The organism is Burkholderia sp. MSMB0856 (genome assembly GCF_001524645.2).
Classification (GTDB): Bacteria; Pseudomonadota; Gammaproteobacteria; order Burkholderiales; family Burkholderiaceae; genus Burkholderia; species Burkholderia diffusa.
This window is the reverse complement of record NZ_CP013428.1, coordinates 41,575-66,767: the sequence shown is the minus strand read 5'-3', so window position 1 is coordinate 66,767 and position 25,193 is coordinate 41,575. Positions and strand designations below refer to the sequence as shown.

Genomic DNA, 25,193 nt, shown 5'->3' with positions numbered 1-25,193 from the left:
CGCGACGCTGGTGGCTGCACGCGGTCGATGCGCTGCGTGGCGGATCGCGCGGCGGCTTCCTGCCACCTGATGCCATTGACGCGCCCTTCGGCGGGAACCGCGCGAGAGGCGCTAAAATCCGCCGCCTGGGCATCCACGACGAGCAAGCGTTTTGACGGCGTTCGAGCAGGGTTTCATCCTCACCCGCCACTGGCGGGACACCGCATCCGGCATCGAGATCGAGTTCTGGCTGGCAACCGAACACGGTCCGCGCCGCGTGCGGCTGCGCCCGCAGGAAGCCGTCGCGTTCGTGCCGGCCGAGCAGCAGGCGCTCGCCGAACGCACGCTCACCGGCGAACGCGATGCCGAACTGCGCCCGCTCGCGCTGCGCGACTTCCGGCAGCGCGCGGTGGCCGGCCTCTACTGCCGTCGCTACCGCCACCTGTCCGGCCTCCAGAAACGCCTCGCCGCGGCCGGCGTCGATGTCTACGAAGCCGACGTGCAGCCGCCCGACCGCTACGCGATGGAGCGCTTCATCACCGCACCCGTGCTGTTTCGCGGCACGGCCGGCCGCGACGGCACGCTGACCGACGCCGAACTGAAACCCGCGACCGACTATCGGCCGGCACTGCGCTGCGTGTCGCTCGACATCGAGACGAGCATCCACGGCGAGTTGTATTCGATCGCGCTCGAAGGCTGCGGACAGCGACAGGTCTACATGCTCGGCCCGCCGAACGGCGACGCGCCGGCCATCGACTTCCGCCTCGACTACTGCGACAGCCGGGCCGAGATCCTCACACGCCTCAACGACTGGTTCGATGAACACGATCCCGATGCGGTGATCGGCTGGAACCTCGTGCAGTTCGACCTGCGCATCCTGCACGCGCACTCGGAGCAATACGGCGTGCCGCTGAAGCTCGGCCGCGGCGGCAGCGTGCTAGAGTGGCGCGCGCACGGCCAGCAGCCCGACCATTTCTTCGCGGGCGCGGCCGGCCGCCTGATCCTCGACGGCATCGACATGCTGAAATCGGCGACGTGGACGTTCCCGTCGTTCAGCCTCGAATACGTGTCGCAGTCGCTGCTCGGCGAAGGCAAGTCGATCGACAATCCGTACCAGCGGATGGACGAGATCCAGCGCCGCTTCGATCACGACAAGCCCGCGCTCGCGCGCTACAACCTAAAGGACTGCGAACTCGTCACGCGCATCTTCGACAAGGCCGACCTGCTGTCCTTCGCACTCGAACGTGCGACCGTCACGGGCCTCGCGGCCGACCGCACCGGCGGCTCGGTCGCCGCGTTCACGCACCTGTACCTGCCGCGCATGCACCGGCTCGGCTACGTCGCGCCGAACCTCGGCGACGTGACGGGCCAGAACAGCCCCGGCGGCTTCGTGATGGATTCTCGGCCCGGGCTGTACGACTCGGTGCTCGTATTCGATTACAAGAGCCTTTATCCGTCGATCATCCGCACGTTCCTGATCGACCCGGTCGGGTTGATCGAGGGGCTCGCGCATCCGGGCGACGACACGTCGGTGCCGGGCTTTCTCGGTGCGCGCTTCTCGCGCACCGCGCATTGCCTGCCCGACATCGTGCGGCGCGTGTCGGAGGGCCGCGACGAAGCGAAACGCCAGCGCAACGCGCCGCTGTCGCAGGCGCTGAAGATCATCATGAATTCGTTCTACGGCGTGCTCGGTTCGACCGGCTGCCGGTTCTTCGATCCGCGCCTCGCGTCGTCGATCACGATGCGCGGCCACGAGATCATGCATCGCACGCGCGAGCTGATCGAGGCGCAGGGCTACGAAGTCATCTACGGCGATACCGATTCGACCTTCGTCTGGCTCGGGCGCGAGCATGACGACGACGCGGCCGCCGCCAAGGGCCGCGCGCTCGTCGACCACGTGAACCGCTGGTGGCAGGCGCACCTGCGCGATCGCTTCGGGCTGGAAAGCGCGCTCGAACTGCAGTACGAGCGGCATTACCGGCGCTTCCTGATGCCGACCGTGCGCGGCGCGGAGGAAGGCAGCAAGAAGCGCTACGCGGGCCTCGCGCTCGCGGCGAATGGCGGCGAGGACCTCGTGTTCAAGGGGCTCGAAACGGTGCGCACCGACTGGACGCCGCTCGCGCAGGCATTCCAGCGGGAACTGTACCGGCGCGTGTTCAAGCGCGAGCCGTACCAGGATTTCATTCGCGACTACGTGCGCCGCACGCTGGCCGGCGAATACGACGCGCAACTCATCTACCGCAAGCGCGTGCGCCGGCCGTTGAGCGAATACCAGCGCAACGTGCCGCCGCACGTGCGCGCCGCGCGGATCGCCGACGAATTCAACCAGGCGCGCGGCCGGCCGCTGCAATACCAGCGCGGCGGCTGGATCAGCTACGTGATGACGACGGCCGGCCCGGAGCCGCTCGAAACGATGCGCTCGCCGATCGACTACGCGTTCTACGTGAGCCGTCAGTTGCAGCCGGTCGCCGATGCAATCCTGCCGTTCCTGCGCGACGATTTCGAACGCGTGATCTCGGGGCAGGGGCAGTTGTTCTGAGCTTGCCGCGCGGCGTGCACGGCTTCCCGAGCCGTCCGTCTCGCCGCCGGCCACGGAGATGCCGGCTAAAATACCGGCCTGCCGCGCCCCCTTGCCGCGGCCGGAGGAGATTCATCATGACCGCACGTCGCGGTGCCGCGGTCGCCATCGCGCCCGGTCACGAGACAGCCAGCCTGTCGAAAGCCCAGCAAACCTTCAATACGCTCGTCGAGCACATCGAAAAGCGGCGCGAGCGGCTCGGCGCGTGGGAAGCCGTGATGCCGGCGTTCCAGAAGAAGTTCGTCGACGGGCTGTTGCCGCTCGAACAGGAAGCGACGGCGCTGCGGATCAGGCTGATTCATCTGCTCGACGACACGCTCCTGCGAAAAGGCTTGAGCAAGGCCGAGCAGCGCATGCTGTCCGACCTGATCGCCGACATGGCGCGCGACCTGCTGAACGTCAGCGACGACGCGGCGTTGAAGGTCATTTTCAACCGGCACGCCGAATCGGCGCGCGTCGGCAACGTGGCGGCCGAGCCCGAGCCGACGGAACCGGAACGGGAGCCCCAACCGCAATCTCAGTCGCAACCGGCCGAGGATCTCGACTCACTGTCGCCCGACGAACTCGCCGAGCGGATGCAGGCCGAACTCGACGCACAGTTCGAACGCGACATGGCCGCTCACGCAGCCCGTGAGGCCCAGCGCGCAAAACGCAAGAAATCGCCGAAGCAGTCGGCCGCGCAGGCCAGGATCGAGGCCGAGCAGGCCGAATCGAGCAAATCGATCCGCGAGATCTATCGCAAGCTCGCGAGCGCGCTGCATCCCGACCGCGAAACCGATCCGCAGGAACAGCAACGCAAGACCGCGCTGATGCAGCGAGTCAACCGCGCTTACGAGAAGGGCAACCTGCTGCAACTACTGGAACTGCAGCTGGAAATCGAACAGATCGATCGGCGCTCGATCGACGGCCTCAGCGAAGCGCGGCTCACGCGCTACAACGGCATCCTCGAGGAACAACTGCGCGAACTCGATCAGGAGATCCAGCACGTCGAGAACGATTTCCGGCGGAGCTACGGCATCGCGTCGTCCACGAAGGTCGCGCCCGATACGGTCCTGCGCATGCTCGCGCGCGACATCGCCGGCATGCAGCGCAGCAATCAGGACCTGACCGTCGCGCTGCGCGAATTCGAGGATCCCGATCAGGTCAGGGCCTGGGTGAAGGACATGAAGCGCCGGCCCGCATCGTCGCGCTTCGACGACGATTCGTATTGAGCCGGCACGCGCGGGCGAACGCCGCGCCCTTCACTGCGGCTCGCCCATCCCGCCCATCAGCATCATCAACTGCTCACGCAGCCACTGACTGCCCTGATCCTGATCGGCGCTGCGATGCCAGTAGCAGAAGTATTCGAGCCCCGGCATCTCGAACGGCAGTTCGAGAATTCGCGCCGGGTAACGCTGCAGCAGCCTGAGCGGCGCCGTCAGCGCGAGATCGCCGCGCATCGCGATCAGCGGCGCGACCATGTAGTGCTGCACGCGCATCTGGATATTGCGGCGCAGCCCGAGGCGCGTCAGCTCAGCGTCGACGTGCCCGCTGCCCTTGCGGCGGCTCGACACGTGGATGTGCCCCATCGACAGGTAGTCGTCCATGGTCAGCGTGTCGCCCTTGAACGGATGATCGTCGCGGATCATGCACGCGTAGCGGTCGCGCACGAGCAGCGCCTGGTGCAGGTGCGGATCGCCGATCAGCGGCGCGTCGATCGCGATGTCGACGGAGCCGTTCGCGAGCGCGGTCGCGACTTCGCGGCGATCCATCGTGTAGCTGCGCACGTGCATGCCGGGCGCATGTGTCTGCAGCAGTTCACCGAGCGCGGGCAGCAGCAGCGCCTCGGTCAGGTCGCTCATGCTGAGCCGGAACACGCGCTCCGACGAAGCGGGATCGAACACGTCGCCTTCGTGCGCGCTCGAATCGAGCAGTTGCAGCGCCTCGCGCACGCGGCCGACGATGTTCTCGGCCATCGGCGTCGGCATCATCCCGGCCGGCGTGCTGACGAACAGCGGGTCGTTCAGCGTCTTGCGCAGCCGCGCCAGCGCGTTGCTGACGGCCGGCTGCGTGAGGTTCAGCACCTCGGCCGCGCGCGTCAGGTTGCGCTTGTTGTAAATCGCCTCGAATACGACGAACAGGTTCAGATCAATCTTCGAAAGGCGCATCGCCGGATCTCCTTGCCGGCATCTTAATACGGCGTGCGTCTCCCGCTCCGCCACGTCGCCTCCCCACGCGGCGCGCGGCTCAACCGCGCGGCGGCCGCGTCAGGTACGGCTCGGTCGAACCGCGCACGGCGTCCTTGATCTCCATGCGCGCGATCGCCTGCAGATGCACCTCGTCCGGGCCGTCCGCGAAGCGCAGCGCGCGGCCCCAGGTCCACAGGTCGGCCAGCGGCGTGTCGGGGCTCAGGCCCATCGCGCCGAACACCTGCATCGCGCGGTCGCACACGTCCGTGTAGACGGTCGGCACGAGCGCCTTGATCATCGAGATTTCCTTGCGCGCCGCCTTCGCGCCGACCTTGTCGATCATCCATGCGGCCTTCAGCACCAGCAGGCGCGCCTGGTCGATCTCGATGCGCGAGCGCGCGATCCATTCGCCGATCGTGCCGTGCCGGTTCAGCGGCTTGCCGAACGCCTCTCGCGACTGCGCGCGGTCGATCATCAGTTCCAGCGCGAGTTCGGCCGCGCCGATCGAACGCATGCAGTGGTGAATCCGGCCCGGCCCGAGGCGCGCCTGTGCGAGCGCGAAGCCGCTGCCTTCCTCGCCGAGCAGGTTGCGCGCCGGAACGCGCACGTTGTCGAACGTGATCTCGCAGTGCCCTTCCGGTGCGTAATGATTGACCACCGTGATGTTGCGCACGACCGTCACGCCCGGCGTGTCGCGCGGCACGAGGATCATGCTCTGTTGCCGGTGCGATTCCGCGTCGGGATCGGTCTTGCCCATCACGATGAAGATCCTGCAATTCGGATGCGCGGCGTTCGTGATGAACCACTTGCGGCCGTTGATCACGTATTCGTCGCCGACGCGCTCGATGCGCGTCGTGATGTTGGTCGCATCCGACGACGCAACGTCGGGCTCCGTCATCGCGAACGCCGAACGGATCTCGCCGCGCAAGAGCGGCAGCAGCCACTGTTCGCGCTGCTCAGGCGTCGCGAACATGTGCAGCAGTTCCATGTTGCCGGTGTCCGGCGCGTTGCAGTTAAATACCTCCGACGCCCAGCCCACGCGCCCCATGATCTCGGCGAGCGGCGCGTATTCGAGATTCGTCAGCCCGGTGCCCGGCTCGTCGTCCTTCAGGTGCGGCAGGAACAGATTCCACAGCCCTTCGGCCTTCGCGCGCTCCTTCAGCGCCTCCATGAACGACACGGGATACTGGCCCGCATGCACTTCCTCGTTCCACTGGCGGATGCGCGGCACGATGTGCGCGTCCATGAACGCACGCACGCGCTCGCGCAGTTCTTCCACTTTCGGGGTGTAGCCAAAGTCCATGATCGACTCCTCGAGATTTTCGTGTTCCGTTCGTTCGGTTCAGAAGGCCGACACACCGCCGTCGACGGCGACGGCCTGCCCGGTCAGATAGGTGTTTTCCTTCGCGCACAGCGTGAGCATCGTCGCGACGATTTCCTCGGGGCGGCCGAGCCGTTTCATCGGCGAGCCCTGCGCGAGAAAATCCTGGCGATCGCCGATGTCGCTGTCGGTGACCATCGGCGTCGTGCTGTAGAACGGGCACACCGCGTTCACGCGAATGCCGTGCCGCGCATATTCGAGCGCGGCCGTCTTCGTGAGCCCGACCACGGCGTGTTTCGACGCCGCGTACGCGGCCAGTTTCGGCGCGCCGCCGAGCCCGGCCATCGACGCGACGTTCAGGATCACGCCTTCGCGCTGCGCGAGCATCTGGCGAATCTGGTGCTTCATTCCGAAGAACACGCCCTTCGCGTTCACCGCGAAGCTCAGGTCGAGATCGGCTTCCTCGGTCTCGATCAGCGCCTTCAGCGGCGGGGCGATGCCCGCGTTGTTGATGCCGACGTCGAGCCGCCCGAAGCGCGCGACCGCCGCCTGCACCAGCGCCGCGACCTCCGCTTCGATGCGCACGTCGCAGCGCTGCGCGATCACGTCGGCGCCGGCCGCGCGCAGCGGCGCGGCCACGCGTTCGAGCGCGGCCTCGTTCAGATCGCCGAGCGAGAGCCGCGCGCCCATCGCGGCCAGCTCGCTCGCGAGCAGCGCGCCGAAGCCGCTCGCGGCGCCGGTGATCATCACGGCCTGCCCGGCGTAGCTGTCGAGTTTCATCGCGCGCTCAGATCGTCAGACCGCCGTCGACGACGATGCATTCGCCGTTCGTGTAGCTCGCCGCGTCCGACACGAGATACAGCACCGTGCCGGCCATCTCGCGCGGCTCCGCGTGGCGGCGCAGCGGAATCTTCGCCATCCAGGCTTCGTAGATGTCCTTGTCGGCGAACAGCGCGCCCGCGAACTTCGTCTTCGTGAGGCCCGGCAGCAGCGCGTTCACGCGGATGCCGAACGGCCCGCATTCCTTCGCGAACGCCTTCGTCATGTTGACGACCGCGGCCTTCGTGATCGAGTAGATGCCCTGACGGTCGCCCGGCTGCAGCGCGTTCACCGACGCGGTGTTGACGATCGCGCCGCCGCCTTGCGCCTTCATCATCTTGCCGGCCTCGACCGACATGAAGAAGTAGCCGCGGATGTTCACGTCGACGGTCTTGTCATACGCGGCGAGATCGGTATCGAGGATGTGCCCGAAATACGGATTCGCGGCCGCGTTGTTCACGAGGATGTCGAGCCGGCCGTGCTTGCCGCGGATCGTCTCGAAGGTCGCGGCGATGTCCTCCAGCCGCCCGACGTGGCACGCCAGCGCTTCGGCGCGGCCGCCCGCCGCGACGATTTCGTCCGCCACCGCCTGGCAGTCGTCGAGCTTGCGGCTCGACACGATCACGTGCGCGCCCTGCGCCGCGAGCAGCTTCGCGATTTCCTCGCCGATGCCGCGGCTCGCGCCCGTCACCAGCGCGATCTTGCCCGTCAGGTCGAACAGATTCGTTGCCATGTTGCTGTGCTCCTCCATTGATGTTTTTCGTGCCGCCGCGTGGCGATGCCAGCGATGTCAGCGATGCGCGCCGATCACGTCGACCGCCATTTCGGCCAGCCGGCCGGCCATCGCGCCCACGCGCAGCGCCTGCTCGCTCGACGCGTTGCCTTGCAACGCGCGCGCCTTCACGCCCTGCGCGATCGCCGCGAGCCGGAAGAAACTGAACGCGAGATAGAAATGCCAGTCGCGGATCGGCGCGATCCCGCGCAGTTCGCAGTAGCGCGCGACGATCGCCGCTTCGTCTGGAATGCCGAGTTCGGCACGATCCTGGCCGGCGAGCCCGCGCACCTGACCGCCCGACGGCAGGCGCAGGCACATGCAGAAATACGCGAGATCGGCGAGCGGGTTGCCGAGCGTCGACAGTTCCCAGTCGAGCACGGCCTGCACGCGATAGTCGTCGCGCGCGAACATCAGGTTGTCGATGCGGAAATCGCCGTGCACCAGCGCAGGTCGGCCGGTGTCCTCGGGGCAGGCCTTCGGCAACCAGTCGATCAGCGTCTCCATCGCGTCGAGGCGTTCCGTTTCCGCCGCGCGATACTGCTTCGTCCAGACGCCGATCTGGCGCTCGAAGTAGTTGCCGGGGCGGCCGTAGTCGGCGAGACCCACCGCGTCGACGTCCACGTCGTGCAGCGCGGCCATCGTGCGCAGCAGCGCGTCGTAGCAGATCGCGCGATCGGCCTTCGGCAACTCCGGCAGCGCCGGATCCCAGAAGATCCGGCCGTCCTCGAAGCTCATTACGTAGAAGAGGCTGCCGATCACGTCGCGGTCTTCGCAGAGGTGATACGGGTGTGCGACCGGCACCGCGGTGCCAGACAGCGCGCTCAACACACGGAATTCGCGATCGACCGCATGCGCGGATTTCAGCAGCTCGCCGGGCGGCTGACGGCGCAGCACGTAGCGGCCGCTCTTCGCGTGCAGCAGGAAGGTCGGGTTCGACTGGCCGCCGGCAAACTTCTCCATGTCGAGCGGGCCTTCGAAACCCGGCACGTGCGATTCCAGATAGCGCGTGAGGCGAGCTACGTCGAGGGGCTGGGAAGGGTTCGTCATCGTCGCGATCGTTCGTGGGGTCAGCCGTACGTTCGCCACGCATGTCGTTCGGAATCCTCGAGATGTGGAATGCCGTTGAACGACGCGAGGTGGAACGCCTCGGCGTTGAAGAAAAACTGCGAAAGACTGCTGTTGCGGATCTGCAGGTTCAGCGCGATCGCGCTCGACGCCGGTGCGGCGAGCACCTGCTGCACGGTCACCGCGATCGGGCCGCCGGAACTCACCGCGAGCACGCGCTGGCTGCCGCCCTGGCGGATCGCGGCGCGGGCGTCGGCGACGCGTTGCTGGAAATGCGCCCAGGTTTCGGGCGCGGTGTCGCCGAGCTTGTCGTCGGCCCACAGGTGCAACACCTGCCGCAGCGCGCGAAAGTATTCCTTCATCGAGCCGGCCGCGAGCCGCGCGATCTCCGGATAGTCGTTCGCCGCTGCCGCGAACAGCCCGTGGAAATCGTATTCGTTCAGGCCGGGATGGCGATCGACCTGCGCGCCTTCGCCGCCCATCCCGCGCAGGATCGCATCGACCGTCTGCGCATGCCGGTTCATCGTGCCGCAGATCACGCGGTCGAACGTCAGGCCCTGCCGCGCGAAATACTCGCCAAGCCAGACGCCCTGCTGGTCGCCGGCCGCGGACAGCCGGTCGTAATCGTCCGTGCCGAACGACGCCTGCCCGTGCCGCACCAGAAAAAGTTCAGCCATTGCATGCCCGCCTGAGGGGGAAACCGATGGATCAGCATAGCGACGGGGTTTGCATTTTTGAAATTTATTTTCTGAATCGGACGGTATTCACCGAATGAATTCACGGTATTCAAACGGTGCGCTGTCACCGGCTCGCGCCGATGACCGTGCCTGGCGGCACGGGAATTGCGCCCGCAGGCACCGTTATGTCGAACAAGTTCAGGAGGGGTGCGATGCTCGGTACAATCCTTATCATCGTTCTGATTCTGCTGTTGATCGGAGCATTTCCTGCATGGCCGCACAGTCGAAGCTGGGGTTACTGGCCATCGAGCTCCCTCGGGCTGATCGTCGTCATCGTCGTGATACTGGTGCTGCTGGGCCACATTTGAGTGTGATGGCGCATGCCGGTTGAACGGGCACGCGTCGTTCGATCGCGCTGCCGTGGCTTCTTTACAAAAGCCGGCGAGGAATGCCAACCGGGCATCGGCGGCTCCTCAACCGGCCGACATTCGACGGCGAAATCCTTCACCGCATGTTGCGCACGCAGCGGCCTGCGCGTTGTGCATGCGGCCGCCTCACGCCGCGCACCTGCGGCCCGCACCGCCATCGACCGACACATTTTGTGCATCGCACGACGGATCCTGAGCAAAAAGTATCGATCCGGCTTTTCTTTTGATGTGGTAAAAAAACGGGCCCTCCTGACTGGAGGGCCCGCTTCCACACCGAGAGAGCAGCAGAACGATCAGTCGTCGTCGCGGCTCGCCACCTTCTGCGTCACGCCCCTGAGCTTCGGATACGGCTGCGCGCCCATCATCCCTTTCCACAGCACGCGGTTGAACTGATCCGCCGGCACCTCGTCGGCATCGTCGAAGTCGAACTTCGCCGTGACCTTCGCCCAGTACGCCGCGTCATGCTTCGGCGTGACGTCCGGCCCCGCCGCGTATTGCAGCAAGTTCTCGCCCGCTCCTTCGGCCAGCCGCAACCCGGTGCCCTTCAACGCCGTCGACGCGACGGCCGTGTAAGTCCACGACGCGGGGCCGTGCACGTCGAACACGTCGGTCATCGGCCGCTGGTAGGCGGTGTTCAGGTTCATGTGCTGCGTGCCGAGCACGTCCTCGATGGTGCGCAGCGCATTGACCTGGCTGTAACGCGTCCGGATCACCGCACCCTGCTTCACGTACGGCCCGACGATGTACGCGGGCCCGCGATGCGAATCCACGTGGTCGGGGCCGTCCTGCACGTCGTCCTCGGTCACGACGATCAGCGTGTCGTTCGCATACGGACTCTTCGCGACGGCCTCGACCAGCCGGCCAACCGCCAGATCGTTGTCCGCCTGCTGCGTCTCCGGCGTGTTCACGCCGGCGAACGCCGTGCCGAACGCCCCCATGTGATCGTGCGACAGGCGCACCAGCGACAGCGTCGGCAGGTTGCCGCTCGCGACGTACTGGTCGAACTCGCGCTTCCACTCGTTGAGGCGCCATTGGTCCGGATACGTCTGGTCGAAACCGCGGAAGTACACGTCGGTCATCGACGCCAGCCGCGGGTCGAGCGCGGCGACCTGAACGACGCCGGCCGCGCGCGGATCGACGATCGGATTCGCCGCCGTGCCGATGCTGCCGATGTTGTTCACGAGGAAGCCGTAGTTGCGGACGGTGCCGCCGCCGGCGAGCACCGCGTCGAAGATGTAGCCGCGCTGGCGGCCGAACGGCGCATCGGACGACGCATGGTTGCCGGTGCCGGGCAGCAGGTTCGCCGCGCCGCCCGGCAGGCTGGCGGCCGCGTTGCTGTAGTTCGTGGTGCCGGCCGGCCCGGCCGCCGCATCGCGTTGCTGCACCGACTCCCAGTTGACCGGCACGTTGCGGTTCGTGCCCTCGCTCTCGTACGACAGGCCGCGATTGACCGCCGCGTAGTTGATCTGCTGGGTGATCGTCTCCGTGTTGGTGACGCGCCCCTGCAGCGCCCACGACCAGCCGTCCATGCTGCCGTCGCCCGGGTTCATGAAGTTGTCGAGCGTCACGAACTGGCTCGCCAGACGATGGAAGTTCGGCGTGATGTTGCGGCCGAACTGAGCCAGCTTCGGATCGCCGTTGGCGCCGTTGCCGATGTCGCCGAGCACCTGGTCGAACGTGCGGTTTTCCTTGACGACGTAGATCACGTGCTTGATGTGACGGCGCAGAAAGCCCATCACTTCGTTATCCCTGTCGTTGTCTTCCGGGCGATAGAAGTTGTTGCGCGCGGCCTGCTGCGTCAGCGTCGGCAGCTCGTTGGCGGCCGGCACCGGCGCGCTCACGAGCGACGCGCGCTCGAGCTGGAACTGGTATTCGTTCGATGCGCGCGACGCGGCGGTCTCCGCGGGGGTCGCGCCGAACAGGTGGCCGGGGTTCGGGCCGGTCGTGCTCTTGCCGTTCACCACGTACATCCACGTGCCGTCGGCGCTGAACGTCACGTCGTGCGGCTCGAACGCGGTCGGAATCAGGCCGGTGACACGATACGCGCGCTCGCCGACGAGCGGGATGACGGCGATTTCGTTCGCGCCGGCGTTGGTCGCATAAAGCGTGCGGCCATCGCGCGACAGCGTGACCGCATACGTCGCCGCGCCCGTATGCGCCTGGCCATGCGCGAGCACGCCCGCCGGCGCGCGCGCGTCGATCCGGGTCACGATCGCGTTGGCGTTCGTGTCGATCACCGCGACCTGGTCGGCATTGTCCTGCGCGACGAACAGCCGCGATTGCGACGCGTCGAGCGTCATGCCGAGCGCGTTGCCGTCCAGCTTGATGCGCTTGACCAGCCGGCCGCGAGACGGCGACGACACGTCGATCGCGACGATCTCGCGATCGCGATCCGACGAGACGTACGCGATGCCGTTGCCCTTCATCACGACCGCGAACGGGAACGTGCCGCCGGCGTCGCCGCTGCGACCTTCGTTGCCGGAGAAGAACGGACGCAGGTCGTGCTCGTAACGCACGTTGTTGGTCGCGGTATCGATCACGCTGATCGAATCGTTGTAGTTGTTCGCGACGACGAGCGTCTTGCCGTCGGCCGACAGCGCGAGCCCGGCCGCGTTCGGCTGCACGCGAATGCCGACGCCCTTGCCCGCATGGCCGAGCGCGATCGTCGTCGACAGCGCCCACGCGCCGCCCTGCTGCGCATAGACGTAGACCGCATCGTCGCTGCCGCCGGTCGCATAGAGCTTGCTGCCGTCATGCGAAAACGCCAGGCCGACGAACGCATTGGTCTGCTGAAGCACCTGCCTGAGCACCGGGCGCGTCTTGTTCGCGCCCGAGACGTCGTACAGGAAGATGAATTGCGTCGAGGCCGCGGTGTCGACCGAACCGTCCGGTTTGTACAGCGAGTTCTGGCCGGCGGTGATGATCGCCAGCGTCTTGCCGTCCGGGCTCAATTGCGAGCGCACGGCTTCCCCCGCGACGAAATGCGGATAGGCCGGCAACCCCGGATTCAGGAATTGCTGAACCGCGCCGCGCACGGCGAGCGGCGTGACGAACTGACCGCTCGGCACGCGGGTGGCGTCGGCGGCGTTGAAACCTTCCGAGTGCGCGTGCGACGCAAGCAGCACGGCCGACATGACGGCTCCGAGTCGGAGCGCGCGCTTGACCTGGCTATTTCTCATAGGAATCCTCTATACCTGTGGGGGGGCGATTACCGTCTGACGTGTCCGGCATGATCCTGGCCTCGTCTGCCCGTGCCGCGCGGTGGCGAGGGCCTGTGCCAATCGATCGAGTGCGTTGCGTCGGCGATCGCCGACGTGCCGGCATTACATCGCCGCCCAATGTCAAGCGGATGACCGGCTCCGTTGCGGGCCGGCTTATTACACATGGTTACAGCGAAGGCGTTTCGATGACAGCCATCGCGGTGTCATCGTCACGTTCGATGCGTCGCCGTCACGGCGTCCACCGATAGACGGTGATGCTGTTTCCCTTCACGTTGTTCTTCGTCACCACGTATTCGCCGTTCGAGCGGCGGTACGCGCGCACGCTGTACATGGCGTCGATCGCGCTGCTGGTATCCACGGTCGCGGGGCTCGCGTTGACGAGCGTCGTGTCGAGATTGCCGGTGTCGAGGTTGAACGCGTCGATGTTCGGCCACAGCGGCCCGCTGCTGCTGAACCAGTAGCCGACGAACAGGTGGTTGCCGGCCGCGTCGATCGACTTCGCGCCGCTGTGCGGCAGCGTGATCACCGGATTCGGCTTCGTCGTGTTGCCGGCGCTCCAGCCGTGATACACCTCGATGCGCGTGCCGATCGACGTCCAGTCGGTACTGCCGACCACACCCTGCGCGAGCACCATCGTGTCGCTGTCGGCGAGATAGACGATGCGTGTCAGCGGCTGGATGCTGGCCGGCACCGGCGTCGGCACGCCCGGCCCCCACGAAGGCTTGCCGCTCGCATCGAAACCGGTCAGCGGATAGTGATAAATGGCGCCGGTCTTGTCGAGGCCGGCCCAGACGCCGCCCTTGCTGTCGAGGCTGAAACCGGCCGACACGCGCCGGGTCGTGTTGAACGCGGGCCCGGGGATCGCCCCGTCGGGAATCGCGACATAGCCATTGGCCGCGTTGAAGTGGAAGAAGTAGTAAACCGGCGGATTCTGCCCGGCCGCGACGAGTATCCGGTTCGCGCCGACCGACGTCAGCAGCCCGAAGTGCTCGTCGCGCTGCGTGTCGCTCATGTTGATGCGCGGGTCCGACGGATACGCGAACGGATCGACGGTGTTCGCGACGAAGGTGCCGCCCGCGGTGCCGCCGTAGACGTGCGTGCCGCTGTAGAACAGCGCGCCGTCGGTGACCGGATCCGGTGCGGCGATGCCTTCGAAGTTGAGCGACTGCAGCGTCCACCGCAGGCTGCCGGCGCTGCTGTACGCGTGAATGTCGGTCGCGCCGTTGCGTCCGAGGTCCCAGCTGCCGCCCCACGGGTTGTTGAGCACGTAGAGGTTGCCGGCCGTGTCCTTGCCGATGCCGGCGATGCGGGTGAAGCGCTTCGCGCCGACCTGGCCCTTGATGCCCGTGGTCGTGTCGAGATAGCCGCCGGGCACGCCGAACGTGCCGGCCAGCGCGGGCCGGCCCGAGACGGCATAGCGCTTGATGTTCATGTCGGGGCCTTCGTCGCCGACCATCAGTTGCCCCGCCGCCGCATCGAAATAGAGCGCCGATGGCTGCGACCCGGCGGCCAGCCGGATCGTGTTCAGCGGCGCGCCGGCCGGACTGAATTCGACGATCGAACCCGCGTTCTTCTGCGCGACCCAGATATTCCCCGCACCGTCGACCGCGAGCGCGCCGGGTGCCGACACGCCGATGTCGCGCTGCCACACGCCGTCGGTCGTGAATACGCGCACGCGATTGCCGTAGAAATCGCTCGCATAGAGCAGCGAGCCGGCCGTGGCGAGCCCGGTGACGACGTCGATACGCGGCTGGTTGGTCGCTGCGGTGACCTGAATCAGCTTGTCGCGGAACCGCGTGGCGCGGTTGTAGCGCCCGACCGCGCCGCTGCCGTATCCGTTGCCGGGCTGCAGCGCGACGAACAGCGACGTCGCATTGCCCGTGATCGCACTGCCCTGGAATTCCGAGTGCGAGCCGATCGAGCCGGCGCTCTTGCCGTTCTGGTAGATCGCGACGCCGCCCTCGTCCTCGTCCCACATCGACGCCGTGTAGATCACGCCTTCGGGCGCGACCCACATCGAGCGTGCGACGTTGCCGACGTGCGCGGCGAGCGTGCCATAGGTATTCGCGATCCAGTCGGTGGTATTCGCCGCGTTTCCGGCCGGCGCGATCGCGGCGATCGCGGCCGCGAGCAGCACGGCCTGAATCGGTTTTCTGGCAACCATGGCTGATGCTCTCCTGAATGGTGGAGTCATTCACATGAGGGGCAGCCGGATGGTTTTAAAATCGGCAATGCGTAAATACTTCCGCTAAATCACCCGGTGCAGTCGGTATTACATCGCGCGTGCATTCGATAATCGGCAACGCCGAGAATAGCGTCATATAAATCGAAAAAAATTGCGGGCTGCTCGCGCAGGCGGGGCGCGCGACTGCGCGAGAGTGAACGATCACTTGCGCGTTTGCGCGTGCTATCGGGGCTGTGCAGCTTTCGATGGCGGGAATATCGCCGCGGTGTTGAATGCGGCGAATCGGAAATGGCGGAAGGTTTTTCGGCGAATCGGGAAAATCGCCGGATGCGGGTAAAGACGAGTAAAGGAATGACCGCTGGCGGTTATCGCGCCGGCCCGAATCCTTGTGGAATCCGGGCCGGCGCATTTCATTTACAGCAGGGAAATCACGCGGACTACGCCGTCTCCCGAACCTTCACCTGCTTGATCTCGCCGCCGCCGTCCGAATCCGCGTCGTCGCGCGATTCGCCGAGCTGGCCCTCCCACTTCGCGACCACCGCCGCCGCGATCGAATTGCCGACGGCGTTGGTGGCCGAGCGGCCCATGTCGAGGAACATGTCGACGCCCATGATCAGCAGCAGTCCGGCTTCCGGCAGATGGAACTGGTTGAGCGTCGCCGCGATCACGACGAGCGACGCGCGCGGCACGCCCGCCATCCCCTTCGACGTCACCATCAACATCAGCAGCATCGTGATCTGCGTGGCGAGCGGCAGGTCGATCCCGTACACCTGCGAGATGAACAGCACCGCGAACGTGCAGTACATCATCGAGCCGTCGAGGTTGAACGAGTATCCGATCGGCAGCACGAAGCTCGAAATCTTGCGATTCACGCCGAACCGGTCGAGCGCGTCGAGCAGCTTCGGATACGCGGCTTCGGAACTCGCCGTCGCGAACGACAGCAGGAACGGCTCGCGAATCAGGCGGATCAGCGTGAACGCGCGCTTGCCGAGGAACGCCACGCCGGCGAGCGTCAGCACGCCCCACAGCAGCGCGAGCGCCAGGTAGAAGCTCGCCATGAACTTCGCGAACGTGAGCAGGATGCCGAGCCCTTCCGTCGTGATTGTCGACGCCAGCGCGGCAAACACGGCGACCGGCGCGAACCACATCACCGCGCCCGTCACCTTCAGCATGACCTGCGCGAGATCGTCGATCACGCCGGTCAGGCGCTTGCCGGCGTCGCCGAGCGCGGACAGCGCGGTGCCGAAGAAGATCGAGAAGACGACAATCTGCAGGATCTCGTTGTTCGCCATCGCCTCGGCGATCGATTTCGGCACCAGATGGACGATGAAGTCCTTCAGCGTGAATGCGCCCGTCTTCAGGTTCAGCGCCGCGTCGGCGGCAGGCAACGGCAGGCTCAGATGGCTGCCCGGCTTCAGGATCGTCGCGGTCACGAGGCCGAGCAGCAGCGACGTGAACGACGCGATGATGAACCAGCCGAACGCCTTCACGCCCACGCGGCCGACCGAGCCGCTGTCGCCCATCTGCGCGATGCCGACCGTCAGCGTCGCGAACACCAGCGGCGCGATGATCATCTTGATCAGCCGCAGGAACACGTCAGACAGCAGCGACACGTAGCCGGCGACTTCCTTGGCCATTTTCGGGTCGGGAAACGCGCTATGACAGGCGTAGCCCACGGCAATGCCAAGCACCATCGCGATGACGATGTACTTGGTGATGTTGTGCTTCTTCTTCATTAGCAATCCAAATTACAGAACTTGTGTTTCCAACGGCAGGGAGATCGCCGGCATCGAAATGAGAGCGGTGGTCCGCGCGCGCGGCGCGCCGCTTCGAGTGCCGGTGCCCGTCCGTGGGCATGGCCACGGCGAACAGGGGGGCATTCTATCGCAAACGCCGGACAATCTTTCAAATCTGAAAGCAGCGGGCGATGCGCGGCGCGGGAAAGGAGGCGAGGCGGGCCTTCGCCGGCCGGCGCCGGGGACGGGCGGACCGCGGTGGCGGGTGCGTTCTTCGGGCATCGTCGTGCCCGGTCGTCAGCTCGGCCTTGCGCCGAACGTCGGCAGACCCGGCCGGCGCCGCGTCACGCGTGCGAGGCGCCGGGTCGCGGCATGAACCGGCACAGGCACAGCGGCACGACGACCAGCGCCGCGCCCGCGAGAAACGTGGTCGACGCGCCGAAATGCGTCCACAGCGCGCCGGCGATGGTGCTCGCGTGCAGCATGCAGATGCCGCTCACCAGGTTGAATACGCCAAACGCGGTGCCGCGCAGCGTGGCCGGCGAGGTTTCCGACACCATCGCGGCGAGGATGCCCTGCGTGAAGCCCATGTGCAGCCCCCACACGGCCACGCCGGCGAACATCGAGAGCGTCGACGTGCCGATGCCGAGCAGCAGGTCGGCCACGATCAGCAATACCATGCCGGCCGCAAGCAGCACGCGGCGATCGAGCCGGTCCGACACGATGCCGGCCGGCCAGGCCGACAGCGAATAGGTCACGCTCATCGCGACCATCACGGCCGGAATCCACGCCGCGTCGAGCCCCGTCTGCTGCGCACGCAGCACCAGGAACGCCTCGCTGAAGCGCGCGAGCGTAAACGTCGCGCCGGCCGCGACGACGAACCAGTAGCTGCGTGGAAACTCGCGCAGGGCGTTCCAGCGCAGCGGCGAGCGAAAGCGCCGGTCCGGTTTCGACTGCTCGGGCTCCCGCACGCCGAAGACGATCAATGCGATCGCGACGAAGGCCGGCACCACGGCAAACCACAGCACGGTCCGGATGCGGTCGCCGAACCACAGCATCAGCACGATCGCGAGCATCGGCCCGAAAATCGCGCCCACGGTATCCATCGACTGACGCAGGCCGAAGCACGCGCCGCGGATTTCGGGCGGCGCGATGTCGGCCACCAGCGCGTCGCGCGGCGCGCCGCGAATCCCCTTGCCGACGCGGTCGAGCAGGCGAGCCGCCACGACGACCGCCGGCGTGGACGCCAGCGGAAACAACGGCTTGGTCAGCGCCGCGAGCCCGTAACCGACCAGCAGCAGCCCCTTGCGGCGCCCGAGCCAGTCGCTGATCGCACCGGAGAACACCTTGACGATCATCGCCGTCGCTTCGGCCGCCCCTTCGAGGACGCCGAGCGCGGCGACGCTCATGCCCATCGTCGACACCAGGTAGATCGGCAACAACGCATGGATCAGCTCGGACGACAGGTCCATGAAGAGGCTCACGAGACCCAGGGCCCACACGGTCCGTGGAATCGCAGGTCTGCGGGCAGTCGGTGACGGAGCGCTCATGGTGTCGTGATCAGTCGGTCGTTTCCCGCGTCAGTTTCGCATGCCGCCGCGCGCGGTCGTTCACGATTTGATGACGCCGGTGATCCGTCATCTTCTTCCAGCCGCGCGCTTCATCGCGCGTTCGCAGGCATGCCACGCAATAGCCGGTGCGGCCGTCGAACGAACACACGTCCACACAAGGGGACTTGACCGCCATGCTTATCGTCCTCGCGTCGCCGGAACGACTTCGACGGTGACGTGCGACAGGTCCCTGAATCGCTGCAGCACGCCGTGATAGAAGCGCGCATCCCGCTCCGGATCCGTCGTCGTCACCGACACCACCGCGCTCATGTGCCCCGGCCCGAGCCGCCACACATGCAGGTCGCCGACGCGGTCGCCGGCGCCTTCGATCGCGCCGCGCACCTTGTCCGCCAGACGGCGATCCGAACTCATGTCGAGCAGGATGCCGCCCGTGTCGCGCATCAGGCCGTACGACCAGTTCGCGATCACCAGCGCGCCGATGATGCCGGCCAGCGGATCCATCCACACCCAGCCGAACGCACGCGCGAGCAGCAGCCCGCCGATCGTCAGCACGGAAACCGCGGCATCGGCGATCACGTGGATGTAGGCGGAGCGGATGTTGTGATCGCGCGCCGCCGCCGCGGACGCGCCATGATCGTGCTCCTCGAACGCCAGTTCGTGTTCGCGGCCGTTCAAGCGCACGATCGCCTTGAATTCATGCGGTTCGGGAATGGCTTCGGTCGACTCCAGATACCCATCGCGGCTTTGCATCGCGAACACCTGACGCGTGCCGTCCGGGCGGATCGTCGTCACCGACACGGCGCCCGCATCGACGAGCGTCGTCTCGTGCGTCGCAGGCGCGACGCGGAAAACCGGCGGGACGCCCGCCTCGAACACCGACACGACGAATGCGCCCTGCTGGTCGAAGATCCGGTGCGCTTCCTCTTCGTGGTCGTCGTGATCGCCATGGTCGTGCCCGTGGTGATGACCGTGGCCATGACCGTGGCTGTGGCCATGATGATCGCCGCTCAGCAGCCAGACGCTCGCGATGTTGACGAACAAGCCGGCTACCGCGATCGGAATCGCCTCGCCGAAATGGATCGGGACCGGGGCGAGCAGACGCGCGACCGCTTCGTACCCGATCAGCAGCGCGATCATCGCGAGCACGATCGCGCTCGTGAAACCCGCGAGGTCGCCGAGCTTGCCCGTGCCGAACACGAAGCGCGGATCGTTCGCGTGCTTGCGCGCATAGGTATAGGCGAACGCGGCGATCAGCATCGCGCCCGCGTGCGTCGACATGTGCAGGCCGTCCGCGATCAGCGCCAGCGAGCCGAAAAGCGACCCGCCGACGATCTCGGCCACCATCATCGCCGCGCACAGCGCGATGACCGTCCAGGTCCTGCGTTCGTTCTGCTCGTGGGCCGCGCCGAGAAAAATGTGGTCGTGCCCTGCGCCGAAGGCGTCATCGCTGAAATTGCTCATTCCGCCTCCGTTTACTTGAAGTAGCTGTGTACGACTTCGATCAGTTGCTCGGTCGCGCTGCCTTCGTCGTCGTGCCCCTCAGCGTCGACCAGATGGCTGCGGATGTGATCCTCGAGCACGACCGCGAGCAGGCCGTTCATCGCGCCGCGGCCGCTCGTGATGAGGCGGAGGATTTCGTTGCAACCGCGCTCGTCCTCCAGCGCGCGTTCGATCGCTTCGACCTGTCCCTTGATGCGGCGGACCCGGTTCAGCAGCTTCTGCTTGTCCTTGATGGTGTGGCTCATGGTAGTCCCTTCATATAGCGGGGGGGACTATATCTCAAATTGCCTTTCCATATAGGGGGGAGGGGTATAGATCCGGCTAACGCAAGACCGGGGGCGGCATCATATGACGATCGCGCGAAGTATTTTTGTAGTAATCGCAACTTTCATGTAGATTTATCTACATGAACACAATCACTACCTGGTCGCTCCTCGTTCTTACCCTTCCGACTGAAAACGCGACGGCCCGCATGCGGTTCTGGCGCGCGCTGAAGGCAAAGGGCTGTGCGGTATTGCGCGACGGCATCTACCTGCTGCCGTACACCGAAGAACATGAGGGCACGCTGCGCGACCTCGCGGGGTCGATTGCCGAAAGTGGCGGCACGGCTCACCTGTTACGCGCGCCGAGCCTGGACGCGCAACAGGAACTGGAATTCCGCGCACTCTTCGATCGCGGAGAGGATGACGCCGCCTTTATCCAGGCCCTTGCGGACGCCCGCAAGACCCTCGCAGGCCAGTCGGCCACGGAATTGACACGTTTGCTGCGGCGCATGCGCAAGGATTTCGACGCCATCCGCGCGATCGACTATTTCCCGGGCGACTCGGCCACCCGCGCCGAAGTCGCGCTGCAGGATTTCGCCGCACTGGTCGACACCGTGCTGTCGCCGGGTGAACCGCACGCCGCGGATCGCGCGATCCGCCCGCTGGCGATCGACGAATATCAGGGCCGCACCTGGGCGACGCGGCAGCGGATGTGGGTCGATCGCGTCGCCAGCGCGTGGCTGATCCGCCGCTTCATCGACTCACGCGCCCGCTTCATCTGGCTCGCATCGCCGGTGGATTGTCCGGCTGACGCGCTGGGCTTCGATTTCGACGGTGCGACGTTCACGCATGTCGGCGAGCGCGTGACGTTCGAGGTGCTGCTGGCCAGTTTCGGCCTCGACAAAAATCCTGCGCTCGCGCGGCTCGCCGAGATTGTGCATGCACTCGACGTGGGTGGCCCCGCGGCGCCCGAGGCGATCGGCTTCGAGGCCGTGATGGCCGGCACGCGCCAGCGCACGGAGAACGACGATCAATTGCTCGAGCAGATGAGCGCCGTGCTCGACGCCCTGCACGCGCATTTCTCGTCGAGCGGAAAGAACGAAACCGGAGCCAGGTCATGACCACTGCCATCGCCACGACCGAACCGACCTACTCGCTCGGCGAGCTGGTCGCCTACATGTTGCGTCTCGGCACGTTCGGCTTCGGCGGGCCGGTCGCGCTTGCGGGCTACATGCGTCGCGACCTGGTCGAGCGCCGCGGCTGGATCACGGAGGCCGACTACAAGGAAGGGCTCACGCTGGCCCAGCTCGCACCGGGGCCGATGGCGGCCCAGCTCGCGATTTATCTCGGCTTCGTTCACTACCGCATTCTCGGTGCGACACTCGTCGGCTTCGCATTCGTGCTGCCGTCGTTTCTGATGGTGCTCGCACTCGGGTTCGCGTACGCGCATTTCGGCGGGCTGTCCTGGATGCAGGCCGTCTTCTACGGCGTCGGCGCCGCGGTGGTCGGCATCATCGCGATGAGCGCCTACAAGCTCACGACGAAAACCGTTGGCCACGACAAGCTGCTCTGGGCAATCTTCGTGGCGCTCGCCGCCGTGACCTTCATCACCGAATCGGAAATCGCGTGGCTGTTCCTCGTCGCGGGCCTGGTCGGCTGGCTGTGGCGCGCCCCGCCCAAGTGGCTGCACCGGGGCGGACTGAATGCGGTTGCCGCGGCCAACCTGCCGGCCGCCAGCGGAATACTGAGCGGCATCGATCTGCCGCAGCTCGTTCAGATCGGCGCGTTCTTCACGAAGGCAGGCGCGTTCGTGTTCGGCTCCGGGCTTGCGATCGTGCCGTTCCTCTACGGCGGCGTCGTCACCGAACATCACTGGCTCAACGACAAGCAGTTCGTCGATGCGGTCGCGGTCGCGATGATCACGCCCGGTCCCGTCGTGATCACCGTCGGCTTCATCGGGTATCTCGTGGCGGGCTTGCCCGGCGCATGCGTCGCGGCGCTCGGCACGTTCCTGCCCTGCTATCTGTTCACCGTCATTCCCGCGCCGTACGTGAAGAAGTACGGGCACCGCCCGGACGTCAAGGCGTTCGTGGACGGAATCACCGCCGCGGCCGTCGGGGCGATCACGGGCTCCGTCCTCGTCATCGCGAAACGCTCGATCGTCGACCTGCCGACCGCACTGCTCGCCGTCGGTACCGTGCTGCTGCTGTGGCGTTTCAAGAAGTTGCAGGAGCCGGTCATCGTCACGGCTGCCGCGCTCATCGGGCTGGTGGCCTACCCACTGCTCCATCATTGAGCCTCACTGCGGGGAGGTGGCCATGGCTGATTGCGCGATTCATCGACGATGCGCTTTACGCGTGGTGCCGGCGTGATGCCCCTGCCGGACAGCCGACGCGCTTCGACGCTCGCCAGCCGAATACTGCCGGCGGGCGTGGACGAGGCCGCATGGCTCATCCTCGCGAGCCGCGGCTTGCGCGGTTTCTGCGATGGATTCATTGCCGTGCTGCTGCCCGCGTATCTGCTGTCGCTCGGGCTTTCGCAACTGGATGTCGGCCTGATCGGCACCACGACGTTGGCGGGTTCCGCAATCGCGACGATCGCGGTCGGCATGCTCGCGAGCCGCTTCACGCAACGGCGCATGCTGACGCTCGCGGCGGTGCTGATGGCAGCGACGGGAATCGGCTTCGCGAGCTTCTCCGCATTGTGGCCGCTGTTCGTCGTCGCCTTCGCCGGCACGCTCAATCCGAGCTCCGGCGACGTCAGCCTGTTTCTGCCGCTCGAACAGTCGCGTCTGGCGCAAGCAGCCGACGGCGACGCGCGCACGGCGTTGTTTGCCCGATACAGCCTCGTCGGGGCCGTTTCGGCGGCGGTCGGATCCCTTGCGGCCGGCCTGCCGATCTTCGTTGCATCACATACCGGAATCACCACGCTGAGCGCGATGCGCGGCATGTTTCTGGTCTATGCAGCGACGGGCATCGTCGTCTGCATGCTGTATCGGCGACTGCCGCGCCCGGAGACGCACGCCGCAACGCACGCGCCGCCGCCGCTCGGCCCGTCGCGCCCGATCGTCATCCGGCTGGCGATGCTGTTCAGCGTCGACGCGTTCGCGGGCGGTCTCGTCGTCAACTCGCTGTTGTCGCTGTGGCTGATGCAGCGCTTCGGCCTCTCGATCGCCGCCGCCGGCCGGTTCTTCTTCTGGGCGGGCCTGCTTTCGGCCGGCTCGCAACTCGCGGCCGCGCCGCTGGCGCGCAGGATCGGCCTGCTGAACACGATGGTGTTCACGCATATCCCGTCGAGCGTCTGCCTGATCGGCGCCGCTCTCGCGCCAACGTTGCCGCTGACGTTGACGCTGCTGCTGATGCGCAGCGCGCTTTCGCAAATGGATGTGCCGACACGAACCGCCTACGTGATGGCGGTCGTCACGCCGGCGGAGCGACCGGCAGCGGCCAGCTTTACATCCGTCCCGCGCAGCCTCGCGGCCGCGCTCGCGCCGACATTGGCCGGCGGCCTGTTCGGTCTCGGCTGGCTCGGTGCGCCGTTGCTCGCATGCGGTGTGCTGAAGATCGCGTACGACCTCACGCTGCTCGCAGCTTTTCGGCACGTCGAACCAAACGACGAGCGGCCGCGGTAAGTGGCGACCATGGTGGAACGACAAACGAGCGGGGAACCATGCAAAGCGACGACGACGCATCGCAAATGCGGCGGCGGCCGTCGCGGGAGGAAATCATGAAGCACGCCGGACACTGGCGCTCCAGCCTGCCCCTGCTCGTCGCGCTGTGCGGCGGGTTCGGCGCGTCGGGCCCGTCGATTCACCAGGCTTTCGCCGCGGGCGACGATACGTCGATCGGCGCCCTGCCGCTGAAGCACGTCGCGGACATTCCGTTGCCGGGCAGACCGACCCGGCTCGACTACGCAAGTCTGGACTCACCCCGCAACCGGCTCATGATCGCGCACCTCGGCGACGACGAAGTGATTGCTTTCGATACGCGTGCATCACGCGTGATTGCACGGATCATGGCGGTATCGTCGGTACATGGCGTGCTTGCCGTGCCGGAGCTGTCGCGCATCTACGCATCCGCGACCGGGTCGGACGAAATCGTCGCGATCGACGTCGCGACGCTGAAAATCGTCGCGCGCATGCCGGGCGGGCATTATCCCGACGGGATGGCCTATGCCGCCGACGCGCACAAGCTGTACGTATCCGACGAATACGGAAAAACGGAAACGGTCATCGACGTCCGGAGCAACCGGCGCGTCGCGACGATTCCGCTCGACGGCGAGGCCGGCAACACGCAGTACGATCCGGTCTCCCGACACATCTTCGTGAACGTCCAGACGCGTCGTCAGCTCGTCGAAATCGATCCGGCGACGGACCGTATTGTCGACCGTCTCGACTTGCCGGGTGCGAAAGGCAATCACGGTTTGCTGATCGAGCCGCGCAGTCGGCTCGCCTTCATCGCGTGCGAGGACAATGACACGCTTCTCGTCTTCGATATGCGCGCGCGGCATGTGGTTCGAGCGTTCGATATCGGTGGCGGGCCGGACGTGCTGGCATTCGATTCCACGTCGGACGTGCTCTATGTCGCGGGTGAAGCCGGCGTCGTTTCGATGTTCGGCGTCAGAGGCTCGGATGTCGTCAAACTCGGCGAAGGCCGGCTCGGGCCGAACGCACACGTCGTCGCTGTCGATCCGGCCACGCATCGCTCGTACTTTCCGCTAAAGGACGTCGGCGGCCGGCCGGTGCTGCGTGTGATGGAGGCAGGGCGTGTAGCCAACCCATGATCGACCTGTCAGCTGGTGGCCCGGCCGTCGAGCGTCGACGCCAACCGATTCGCACCACCAGCAACCCGAGCACGATCCGGCGATTCCGCTCTAGTCCGCCCCTCCCCCTCCCCGTACCGGCATCC

20 protein-coding genes are annotated in these 25,193 nt (G+C 66.4%); 7 read left to right on the top strand and 13 right to left on the bottom strand.

Annotated features, from left to right (window positions below; all coding sequences use genetic code 11):
• Positions 1-151 precede the first annotated feature (151 nt).
• Together WS87_RS17850 and WS87_RS17845 are read left to right on the top strand one after the other, a co-directional pair.
• Positions 152-2,518: a DNA polymerase II gene (locus WS87_RS17850; RefSeq protein WP_059818343.1), complete on the top strand. Its 2,367-nt coding sequence runs from the start codon at positions 152-154 to the stop codon at positions 2,516-2,518.
• Positions 2,519-2,634: 116 nt separating this feature from the next.
• Positions 2,635-3,768, top strand: coding sequence for a J domain-containing protein (locus tag WS87_RS17845; RefSeq protein ID WP_059818342.1), 1,134 nt, complete (start codon positions 2,635-2,637; stop codon positions 3,766-3,768).
• A 30-nt stretch (positions 3,769-3,798) separates the two neighbouring features.
• On the opposite strand, the gene WS87_RS17840 is transcribed toward WS87_RS17845, so the two are convergent.
• The 6 genes from WS87_RS17840 to WS87_RS17815 form a co-directional block, all read right to left on the bottom strand.
• Positions 3,799-4,704: a LysR family transcriptional regulator gene (locus WS87_RS17840; protein ID WP_059818341.1), complete on the bottom strand. Its 906-nt coding sequence runs from the start codon at positions 4,702-4,704 to the stop codon at positions 3,799-3,801.
• 79 nt (positions 4,705-4,783) lie between these two features.
• Complete coding sequence (locus WS87_RS17835) at positions 4,784-6,028, bottom strand: acyl-CoA dehydrogenase family protein (RefSeq protein WP_059818340.1); 1,245 nt, start codon at positions 6,026-6,028, stop codon at positions 4,784-4,786.
• 39 nt (positions 6,029-6,067) lie between these two features.
• Positions 6,068-6,826 (bottom strand): SDR family NAD(P)-dependent oxidoreductase, encoded by a 759-nt coding sequence (locus WS87_RS17830; RefSeq protein WP_059818339.1) that lies wholly within the window; start codon positions 6,824-6,826, stop codon positions 6,068-6,070.
• A gap of 7 nt (positions 6,827-6,833) precedes the next feature.
• Complete coding sequence (locus WS87_RS17825; protein ID WP_059818384.1) at positions 6,834-7,598, bottom strand: SDR family oxidoreductase; 765 nt, start codon at positions 7,596-7,598, stop codon at positions 6,834-6,836.
• 57 nt (positions 7,599-7,655) lie between these two features.
• A complete protein-coding gene (locus WS87_RS17820; protein ID WP_059818383.1) occupies positions 7,656-8,687 on the bottom strand; it encodes a phosphotransferase in 1,032 nt (343 codons plus the stop codon).
• A gap of 20 nt (positions 8,688-8,707) precedes the next feature.
• Entirely contained in the window at positions 8,708-9,382 is a 675-nt protein-coding gene (locus WS87_RS17815) for a histidine phosphatase family protein (protein ID WP_059533609.1), read from the bottom strand.
• Positions 9,383-9,594: 212 nt separating this feature from the next.
• On the opposite strand from WS87_RS17815, the gene WS87_RS17810 reads away from it, so the two are divergent.
• Positions 9,595-9,750, top strand: coding sequence for a DUF3309 family protein (locus WS87_RS17810; protein ID WP_082721856.1), 156 nt, complete (start codon positions 9,595-9,597; stop codon positions 9,748-9,750).
• A 353-nt stretch (positions 9,751-10,103) separates the two neighbouring features.
• Here the strand turns inward: WS87_RS17810 and WS87_RS17805 are convergent, their stop codons facing one another.
• From WS87_RS17805 to WS87_RS17775, 7 genes are all read right to left on the bottom strand, one after another.
• Positions 10,104-12,989: a bifunctional YncE family protein/alkaline phosphatase family protein gene (locus tag WS87_RS17805; RefSeq protein WP_059818337.1), complete on the bottom strand. Its 2,886-nt coding sequence runs from the start codon at positions 12,987-12,989 to the stop codon at positions 10,104-10,106.
• Between the two features lie 271 nt (positions 12,990-13,260).
• Positions 13,261-15,195 (bottom strand): hypothetical protein, encoded by a 1,935-nt coding sequence (locus WS87_RS17800; RefSeq protein ID WP_059818336.1) that lies wholly within the window; start codon positions 15,193-15,195, stop codon positions 13,261-13,263.
• Between the two features lie 458 nt (positions 15,196-15,653).
• Positions 15,654-16,952, bottom strand: coding sequence for a dicarboxylate/amino acid:cation symporter (locus WS87_RS17795; RefSeq protein WP_059533601.1), 1,299 nt, complete (start codon positions 16,950-16,952; stop codon positions 15,654-15,656).
• A gap of 344 nt (positions 16,953-17,296) precedes the next feature.
• Positions 17,297-18,502: an MFS transporter gene (locus WS87_RS17790; protein ID WP_059818335.1), complete on the bottom strand. Its 1,206-nt coding sequence runs from the start codon at positions 18,500-18,502 to the stop codon at positions 17,297-17,299.
• 10 nt (positions 18,503-18,512) lie between these two features.
• Complete coding sequence (locus WS87_RS17785) at positions 18,513-18,698, bottom strand: DUF1289 domain-containing protein (RefSeq protein WP_059508013.1); 186 nt, start codon at positions 18,696-18,698, stop codon at positions 18,513-18,515.
• Positions 18,699-18,700: 2 nt separating this feature from the next.
• Positions 18,701-19,984 (bottom strand): CDF family Co(II)/Ni(II) efflux transporter DmeF, encoded by a 1,284-nt coding sequence (gene dmeF, locus WS87_RS17780; RefSeq protein WP_059818334.1) that lies wholly within the window; start codon positions 19,982-19,984, stop codon positions 18,701-18,703.
• Between the two features lie 11 nt (positions 19,985-19,995).
• Positions 19,996-20,268 carry a metal/formaldehyde-sensitive transcriptional repressor gene (locus WS87_RS17775; RefSeq protein ID WP_059447469.1) on the bottom strand — a complete coding sequence of 91 codons (273 nt, stop codon included), beginning with the start codon at positions 20,266-20,268 and terminating at the stop codon, positions 19,996-19,998.
• A 161-nt stretch (positions 20,269-20,429) separates the two neighbouring features.
• On the opposite strand from WS87_RS17775, the gene WS87_RS17770 reads away from it, so the two are divergent.
• The 4 genes from WS87_RS17770 (at position 20,430) to WS87_RS17755 (ending at position 25,068) form a co-directional block, all read left to right on the top strand.
• On the top strand, positions 20,430-21,407 hold the full coding sequence (locus WS87_RS17770) for a chromate resistance protein ChrB domain-containing protein (RefSeq protein WP_059818333.1): 978 nt from the start codon (positions 20,430-20,432) through the stop codon (positions 21,405-21,407).
• Positions 21,404-22,582, top strand: coding sequence for a chromate transporter (locus WS87_RS17765; RefSeq protein ID WP_059818332.1), 1,179 nt, complete (start codon positions 21,404-21,406; stop codon positions 22,580-22,582). The genes WS87_RS17770 and WS87_RS17765 overlap by 4 nt, the downstream gene beginning before the upstream one ends.
• A 174-nt stretch (positions 22,583-22,756) precedes the next feature.
• The gene (locus WS87_RS17760) at positions 22,757-23,917 is read left to right on the top strand and encodes an MFS transporter (RefSeq protein ID WP_236873270.1); all 1,161 of its coding nucleotides are present in this window, start codon (positions 22,757-22,759) and stop codon (positions 23,915-23,917) included.
• 95 nt (positions 23,918-24,012) lie between these two features.
• A complete protein-coding gene (locus WS87_RS17755) occupies positions 24,013-25,068 on the top strand; it encodes a YncE family protein (RefSeq protein WP_059818381.1) in 1,056 nt (351 codons plus the stop codon).
• Positions 25,069-25,193 lie beyond the last annotated feature (125 nt).

Excerpts from the sequence above, each read along its gene's own strand:
- WS87_RS17845 (WP_059818342.1), top strand. The coding sequence starts at position 2,635 with ATGACCGCACGTCGCGGTGCCGCGGTCGCCATCGCGCCCGGTCACGAG.
- WS87_RS17840 (WP_059818341.1), bottom strand. The coding sequence starts at position 4,704 with ATGCGCCTTTCGAAGATTGATCTGAACCTGTTCGTCGTATTCGAGGCG.
- WS87_RS17835 (WP_059818340.1), bottom strand. The coding sequence starts at position 6,028 with ATGGACTTTGGCTACACCCCGAAAGTGGAAGAACTGCGCGAGCGCGTG.
- WS87_RS17830 (WP_059818339.1), bottom strand. The coding sequence starts at position 6,826 with ATGAAACTCGACAGCTACGCCGGGCAGGCCGTGATGATCACCGGCGCC.
- WS87_RS17825 (WP_059818384.1), bottom strand. The coding sequence starts at position 7,598 with ATGGCAACGAATCTGTTCGACCTGACGGGCAAGATCGCGCTGGTGACG.
- WS87_RS17820 (WP_059818383.1), bottom strand. The coding sequence starts at position 8,687 with ATGACGAACCCTTCCCAGCCCCTCGACGTAGCTCGCCTCACGCGCTAT.
- WS87_RS17815 (WP_059533609.1), bottom strand. The coding sequence starts at position 9,382 with ATGGCTGAACTTTTTCTGGTGCGGCACGGGCAGGCGTCGTTCGGCACG.
- WS87_RS17810 (WP_082721856.1), top strand. The coding sequence starts at position 9,595 with ATGCTCGGTACAATCCTTATCATCGTTCTGATTCTGCTGTTGATCGGA.
- WS87_RS17805 (WP_059818337.1), bottom strand. The coding sequence starts at position 12,989 with ATGAGAAATAGCCAGGTCAAGCGCGCGCTCCGACTCGGAGCCGTCATG.
- WS87_RS17800 (WP_059818336.1), bottom strand. The coding sequence starts at position 15,195 with ATGGTTGCCAGAAAACCGATTCAGGCCGTGCTGCTCGCGGCCGCGATC.
- WS87_RS17795 (WP_059533601.1), bottom strand. The coding sequence starts at position 16,952 with ATGAAGAAGAAGCACAACATCACCAAGTACATCGTCATCGCGATGGTG.
- WS87_RS17790 (WP_059818335.1), bottom strand. The coding sequence starts at position 18,502 with ATGAGCGCTCCGTCACCGACTGCCCGCAGACCTGCGATTCCACGGACC.
- WS87_RS17785 (WP_059508013.1), bottom strand. The coding sequence starts at position 18,698 with ATGGCGGTCAAGTCCCCTTGTGTGGACGTGTGTTCGTTCGACGGCCGC.
- dmeF (WP_059818334.1), bottom strand. The coding sequence starts at position 19,984 with ATGAGCAATTTCAGCGATGACGCCTTCGGCGCAGGGCACGACCACATT.
- WS87_RS17775 (WP_059447469.1), bottom strand. The coding sequence starts at position 20,268 with ATGAGCCACACCATCAAGGACAAGCAGAAGCTGCTGAACCGGGTCCGC.
- WS87_RS17770 (WP_059818333.1), top strand. The coding sequence starts at position 20,430 with ATGAACACAATCACTACCTGGTCGCTCCTCGTTCTTACCCTTCCGACT.
- WS87_RS17765 (WP_059818332.1), top strand. The coding sequence starts at position 21,404 with ATGACCACTGCCATCGCCACGACCGAACCGACCTACTCGCTCGGCGAG.
- WS87_RS17755 (WP_059818381.1), top strand. The coding sequence starts at position 24,013 with ATGAAGCACGCCGGACACTGGCGCTCCAGCCTGCCCCTGCTCGTCGCG.